The following is a 5830-nucleotide window of genomic DNA, read 5'->3' as shown; positions in this document are numbered from 1 at the left end:
ACGCCGCATGGCACGGGCAACATGCACAGCCAGACGCGTCTTGCCCACCCCACCAGCACCAGTGAGCGTCAAAACACGCGATCCCGCCAGGAGGCACAACGCCTCAGCGGTTTCCGCTTGTCGTCCCACGAAACTGGTCACGTCAGCCGGCAGATTGCTCGCGCCCGGCCTGTTCGAAGTCCTGCGTGAGTCTGCCCCGGACTTCGTGCTGCTCGTTGGTGAGTCAATCATTGGTCGTCCCTGCCGTGTGGCGGCGAGCGGCGGTGAGAGCGGCCAGACGCTGGGACCACTGACCGCGGCTGGTGCCCATGGTCTCCTGCGCCAGACGGTGCAGTTGGACGTCGCCGGTGCCTGCGGGTGCGTAGGTGTGGAAGGCGTCTCTGACGAAGCGCTCCAGGGGCCGGTTGGTCTGGAGGCCGGCTGCGGCATGGACTTCCAGCGCGGTGGGGGCGGAGTCGATGGCGGCCCCAACACCCGCGTACTTCGCTTTGATCAGCTCATGCTCGCAGGGCTGGCCGTGATCCAGGAGCTGGACGGCCTGGTAGGCCGTCGAACGCGCTGTCAGCAGCTGGGAAGTGATCTGCCAGATCGTCCGCAGGTCTGCCAGCGGACAGCCATAGCGACGGCGGTTCCGCACGAAGGCGATGGTCTCCTCGGTGATGGCCTGGTGGATACCCAGGGAGACGGATGCGAGGTTCGGCCGGCCGTACAGGACGCTCGACGAGTGGGTGATGGCCAGGCCGTCGCCCACGTCGCCAAGGAGGTTGGCGGCAGGTGTCTGGCAGCGTTCGCAGATGATCTCGCCAAAGCTGAAGCCGCGCAGCCCCATGGCCGACCGGTGAGGGGCGAGTGCCACCCCAGGCCGGTCGTGTTCTACGAGGAAGGACGACAGGCCTTTGCTGCCACCGCCGGGTTTGGTTTGGACGACGACGCAGTGCAGGTGACCAATATGGCTGTTGCCGACGTAGAGCTTTCGTCCGTTGAGGACCCAGCCGCGGCCTCGACGGCTCGCGGTGGCCTGCATGCTCAGGACATGGCCCCCGGAGCCGTGTTCGGTCACCGCGATGGTGGGCAGGCAGAGCCCACGTGCGATCCGAGGAAGCTGGGTCTGTTTCTGTCGCGTACTGCCGTAGTGGCTGATCGGGGCGGTGCCGAGCTGGGAGGCCTGCACCATGGCACCCATGACACCACTGACGCACGTCAGTTCCTCGATCACGATGGTCTTGGCCAGGTGCCCGGCGGCCATGCCGCCGTACGCGGTGTCGATCGTCGCCCCGATCCAGCCTTGCCGGGCGATCCGCGTCGTGAGCTTGCGTCCCACAGTCTGGTACGACTCCATCGCCGCCACGCGTGAGGCGATTTCGGCTTCCGCGAAGGTTCTCACCTGTCGGCGCAGGCGCTCGTGCTCGGGTGTCGCAATCCCCGTGTACATTAGTTTCTCTTTCCCCGCCAGCAGCGGTCTCTCACCCGTGCTCGTGGTGCCCCGACCGTGAGCTGTGGCCAGCGCGGCGGTAGATGAGCGACATCAACACGTCCCGTCGGCTCCGGATGAGTTGGAGCGACGCCTGGGCGGTCGACAGCGGGCGTTCGGCTGGCCGACCACGCTCCTGAACCACCGATTACACGGCCCGGAGATCCTGTTCAGCATTCCCTTGAAATAAGCCTGACGGACTGTCGGCTACCAGCCTTCCACCATTGGATCACCACACGATCCGCATTCACGTCTTCTAGTCCTGATCCTGTCGTTTGCACATCTGCGTGCCTCTACTGCAGGACCCAAGAATCATCTGCGATTCTTCAGTTGACTGTCAATATGGTACACGAAGCTATTCGCCCATCACCCATACGATGCCCCCTAGATTTAGATAACAGAACCCCAATTTTTAGGGGAAGTACCCCCGTTCATCTTCATCCAGATACTGCAGCCTGGACGACCGTCGTGCTGGTCGGCGGATGCTTGGGAGAGCAACAGCAGTGAAGTTCCCCCATGGGGCTGGACAGCCTGATAAGGGGACGGTTGGTCCGGAGGAAGCAGTTCCAGGTAGTGAGCAACACGAGCAAGCGGTACAACAGCCGAGTTCAAGCGGGCCGCGGTCGCGCTGGTCCATTCATCGGGGAAGTCGGTCAGGGGTCGCCCGGGAGATCGATGAGCCCGGAGGGCCTGCGGAACCAGGACAGGGCGGATCGGGCCAGGGGGTCGCGGGTGCCCTGACCAGCGATGAGAAGGAAGAACTGCGTCGTCTGCGGCGGGAGAACCGGGAACTGAGGCTGATCCTTTGGAGTGGACACCCTTGATAGTCCCTCGGCTACCTCACACCAGCCGAGTTCGAACAACACTCACCACATCACATACGCTGTCACTCGTGCATGAAACGCGGTGTCCACTCCCGAGGTTGAGCCTCAATCGGTGATCTCGCCCTCCAGGGCGGACTCGAGATTCACTTCGTCAGCTGCTGCAGCACTCCGCCTTGTGCGGTCAGCTTGATCCCGTCGGCTTTCGCCCGGTCCACCAGCTGGCTGATCAGCTGGTCGTCCAGCGCGTGCGGCGCCCCGGCGGGCTGCACTTCCTCGACGGCCTCAGCCGAGACGATCACGTCTGTCATCAGGTGTTACTTCCTGTTCGAAGATCCACCGTTGAACGTACAGCCGCTCCCCCACCGGACGCTCTGCCACGTGAAAGCGTGAGGCTAAGCCGTCCCGTCGGCCCGGTCGGGCTACTCGTCCGCCGACCGGCCCGTTGAGTGCGGCCGGTCAGGTGCGGCCGCCATGGGCGGCAGGTCGGTGAGAATCACTGCGGCCTGGCCGGCATCGGTCACGCGCGCGAGGGTCGTTTCCCCAACCAGTGCGGTGCCTACGCGACCGGCGAACTGTTCGCCCTCAGCCATGGCATCGGCGATGAGAAGCTGCTCCAGCCTGTCGTCGACCTGCGCGTACGGGTGGGCTAAGTCGAGCACCGTGTGCGCCTCGGTGATCTCGTACGGGTCGGTGCCGTGCCACAGCGTTTCAACGGTCTCGCCGTCGTCGTCCTCATCGAGTACCTGTATGAAGTACGTCGCCAAGGGCGCGTCCCACCCGATACGGACCGTCCGCGCTTCGGGTGCGCCCGGAAGCGGCTGCAGTTCGTGAGATGCCATCAAATCCCCTCTCCTTGGGCTTTGAGCTCCGGCAGTGGTGGCGTCGGCGGCGTCGTCCCGAGTGCCGATACAGCCTGTGGCGACGGCAGTGCCGCCACGGTGGCGATCACCGCGATCAGCGGGGAGCGCCTCCGGCGGGTTTGGTCGTCGGTCTTCTGGATGTGCATGGGTTTCTCTCTCGGGTACGTCCGTACCGGCGGGGTCAGGCTGAGCGGCGGCCGGCCAGCACACCGAACGCGACACCCGCCGCGCCGACGGCGATTCCCGCGATGACCAGCACGCGGGCGGTGGTGTCGCCGGCCTTGGCCTCGCTTGCGGCGCCCTCGCTCCTGCCATCGCTCCCCCCGCCACCGTGGTGGTCGTCGGTCGCGGCGCACAGCGTGAGCACCGGAGCGGGACTCTCCAGCTCCTCCACGCCCTCGTCGGGCTCCTCGAACCAGGACACGACCCGCTTGTTGTCGTACGTCTGGAGCGGCTTGAAGACGTGCTTGTCGGTGTCCTCGGGCAGCCGTCCCAGTGAGACGGGGAACTGCTGGAACTCGCCCGGCCCGATCTTGCCGCCGCCCACGGTCCAGATGATCTCGGAAACGGCCTCGGTGTTCTGCCTACCGTGCACCGTGAGCGGCTTGGCCAGCTTGGTCTTGGTGGCCACCGCCTTCCAGCCCGGCACGGGCTGCGGCATCACGGAGGAGAGCGGGTGTTCCGCAGGGACGGTGACCTCGAGCTTCACCGTCGAGGAGTTGTCGCCACACTCGTTGGGGACAACGAAGTTGACCGTGGCGTAGCCGCCCGTGGCGGCCTCGGCCTCCGGCTGCACGGCGATGTAGACGAAGGCGGCGCCGGAGAGCAGCAGCACGGAGGAGGCTGCGATGGCGCCCACGGCGGCGAGGCGAGCGACGGTTTTCATGCCAGGGACACTCCATGTGAGCAGGAAGGTGATCGGCCGCGCGCGGGTGCGCGCCGGCCCACGCGACACCACTCCCGTCTAGTGGCCGCGTCGTAGTCGTCCTCACGACCTCCGGGCGATGCCGGTGCAGATCACATAAAATGTCGCTATCTGGTCAGACCGGACATCCGAGATGCCGCGTACATGACTACGGATTCCGCCAGGCCACGTACGTGTGCAACCCCTGGCCGGAACCCTGCCAACGGGGTTCGCGGCGCTCCGGGGGGGCGGGCCGGGACCTGGTCGCGGCCGCGGGTCCGTCAGTGACCGCGGGAGGGATGCTCGACAGTCCGGCGGCCGAGGCCAGGTTCTGGGCATCCAGGTCAGCCGCTGGGCTTGGGGGCTGGGCCCCGGGCCGCAGGCACCTGGGGAGAAGGCTGATCACTCCTGAGCACACAAAGGGGAACGTCGAGGTACCAACAGCGACGACGATGCCGCTCAGCCAGCGCCAACGGCTTGGCACGGCAGTTCTGACGCGTCGCCAGCCGCGGCTCGGCTTGGCGGCTCCGACTTCCATGACATCTTCCCTCACTCCGAGGTGGGTCCGATTTTGACCCCAACTGTCACGGAGGTTATGCGATGCGTCAACGGGGAGAATGAACTACCTCGATTCAGAGTCAATCATCCGCGTTCCAGGAGTGGCTCAGATGTCCATTACCTGGATTCAGAGTGAGGTTTCTAAGAGCGTCCGCCAGTAGGCGGGTGTAGTGGTGCAGGCACGGTCCCCGATCATGGAGTTCTCTACGCTTCATGACCATCCGGGGGATCCGTGCCTGCTGTCCCATCATGCATTCTCGGCCCGGTCCGAGACCAGTTTCTTGCGCTGCTGCCAGTGCGGGAGGACAGTCATCGGTTGGGATGTCACAACCCGCGGATATCCGACGCGGTGGTGTTCGACCGTCTGGTGCAGGTGCTGGTGTTCGGCTGCGGGTACGAACGCATGGCGGACGAACACTGCTCGGCCACGACGTTGCGCCGTCGGCGGGACGAGTGGATCGCGCTCGGCGTGATGGAGGAACTGAGGTTATTGGTACTGTCTGCGTACGACCGCATGATCGGCTTGAAGCTCGAGCGTCTGGTTGCCGACGGATGCATCACCAAAGCCCCCTCGGGCGGCGAGTGCGCCGGCAAGAGCCCCGTTGACCGGGCCAAACTAGGCACAAAGCGCTCGCAGTTGACCGAGGGCGAAGGCATACCGCTGGTCACCGAGCCGGCCCCGGCAAACATCCGCGACCACACACTGCTGCCAGCCACCCTCGACCGTTACGCCGACATGGAAGCCACTCTCGGGCCCTTCCCGGAGCGTCCCCACCTGAGCCTGGACGCTGGATACGACTACCGCCCAGTCCACAACGACCTCGCTGACAGAAACATCGACGCCCGCATCGCCGAGCGCGGAGCGAAGACCCCGATTCAGACCGGCGGACGGTGGGTGGTCGAACGCACCAACTCATGGATGAACAACTTCGGCAAACTGCGACGCTGCACCGAACGACGCACAACACCTACCGCGTTCTTCATCGCCCTGGCCTGCGTCATCATCACCGTCCGCAGCCTTATCCGACAGGCCTGGACCCACTACCGGTGGGACACCCGACCTCGCACACGACGCATTCGATGACCTACTGGCGGACGCTCACTGATCATTTCAGAATAGGGGCATCAGCTGCGTGACGTCATGGCGATTTCCGCTGGTCAGCGAGACAGCCAGGATGTGCCGTGCCGGTCGGTGATCACATGGTGCTTGCTG

Annotated in this window: 5 protein-coding genes and 1 pseudogene; 1 reads left to right on the top strand and 5 read right to left on the bottom strand. The window is 65.1% G+C overall.

All coding sequences use genetic code 11. The features are described from left to right. Positions 1–223: 223 nt before the first annotated feature. The 5 genes and pseudogenes from AC0699_RS39135 to AC0699_RS39115 form a co-directional block, all read right to left on the bottom strand. The gene (locus tag AC0699_RS39135; protein ID WP_478671264.1) at positions 224–1432 is read right to left on the bottom strand and encodes an acyl-CoA dehydrogenase family protein; all 1209 of its coding nucleotides are present in this window, start codon (positions 1430–1432) and stop codon (positions 224–226) included. 971 nt (positions 1433–2403) lie between these two features. Further along, positions 2404–2603, bottom strand: a pseudogene (locus AC0699_RS39130) (IS256 family transposase); the annotation flags it as partial. Between the two features lie 111 nt (positions 2604–2714). Further along, positions 2715–3134, bottom strand: a complete 420-nt coding sequence (locus AC0699_RS39125) for a hypothetical protein (protein WP_478671260.1) — start codon at positions 3132–3134, stop codon at positions 2715–2717. Further along, positions 3134–3301 carry a hypothetical protein gene (locus AC0699_RS39120; RefSeq protein WP_478671255.1) on the bottom strand — a complete coding sequence of 56 codons (168 nt, stop codon included), beginning with the start codon at positions 3299–3301 and terminating at the stop codon, positions 3134–3136. The genes AC0699_RS39125 and AC0699_RS39120 overlap by 1 nt, the downstream gene beginning before the upstream one ends. Before the next feature lie 35 nt (positions 3302–3336). Further along, entirely contained in the window at positions 3337–4041 is a 705-nt protein-coding gene (locus AC0699_RS39115) for a YcnI family copper-binding membrane protein (RefSeq protein WP_478671251.1), read from the bottom strand. Between the two features lie 808 nt (positions 4042–4849). Here AC0699_RS39115 and AC0699_RS39110 point away from each other — a divergent pair. Then, a complete protein-coding gene (locus AC0699_RS39110; RefSeq protein ID WP_478671248.1) occupies positions 4850–5701 on the top strand; it encodes an IS5 family transposase in 852 nt (283 codons plus the stop codon). Positions 5702–5830 lie beyond the last annotated feature (129 nt).

The organism is Streptomyces sp. NPDC043870 (assembly GCF_056435785.1).
The sequence above is the reverse complement of the archived record's forward strand: the minus strand, read 5'-3'. Positions and strand labels throughout refer to the sequence as shown.